This is a genomic window from Streptomyces sp. URMC 123 (assembly GCF_051386515.1).
Lineage (GTDB): Bacteria > Actinomycetota > Actinomycetes > Streptomycetales > Streptomycetaceae > Streptomyces.
The window spans coordinates 1-535 of sequence record NZ_JBPQTV010000695.1 but is presented as its reverse complement, the minus strand read 5'-3'; the positions used below and the strand labels follow the sequence as shown (position 1 = coordinate 535).

Sequence of the window (535 nt, the reverse complement as noted above, 5' to 3'; positions counted from 1 at the left end):
GCCGGTGCCGATGTTGCCGCCGATGGTGCACTCCTCCCAGCTGGAGGGGTCGGGCGGGTAGAACAGGCCGTGTTCGGCGACGGCGCGGGAGAGCGCCGCGTTGACGACGCCGGGTTCGACGACGGCGATCCGCTCGACGGGGTCGATCGCGACGATGCGGTCCATCCGTACGAGGGACAGCAGCACACAGCCGTCGACGGCGTTGGCGCCGCCGGACAGCCCGGTGCGGGCGCCCTGCGGCACGACGGGCACGCGCAGTTCGGTGGCGGTGCGCAGGACGTGCTGGACCTGCTCGACCGTGCGGGGCATGACGAGCGCGGCGGGGGCGCCCGCGGCGCAGAAGCTCGCCCTGTCGTGGGCGTAGGCGGCGGTGATGTCGGGGTCGGTGACGACCGCTTCGGCCGGCAGCCCGTCCCGCAGACGTTCGATGAGGTCAGCCATGGCCCCAGCGTGGCACCGGGAGGCGCCCCGGGGAAGATCGCGAGCGGCCGGGCGGGGCGGGCCGCCGCGACGGCGCCACCGGCCGTACGGCCGT

General features: G+C 75.5%; 1 protein-coding gene. It reads right to left on the bottom strand.

The window, feature by feature from the left end; genetic code table 11:
• The coding region (locus tag ACSNOD_RS31675) for an FAD-binding oxidoreductase (RefSeq protein ID WP_436770514.1) at positions 1-441 on the bottom strand (441 nt) is incomplete at its 3' end.
• Positions 442-535 lie beyond the last annotated feature (94 nt).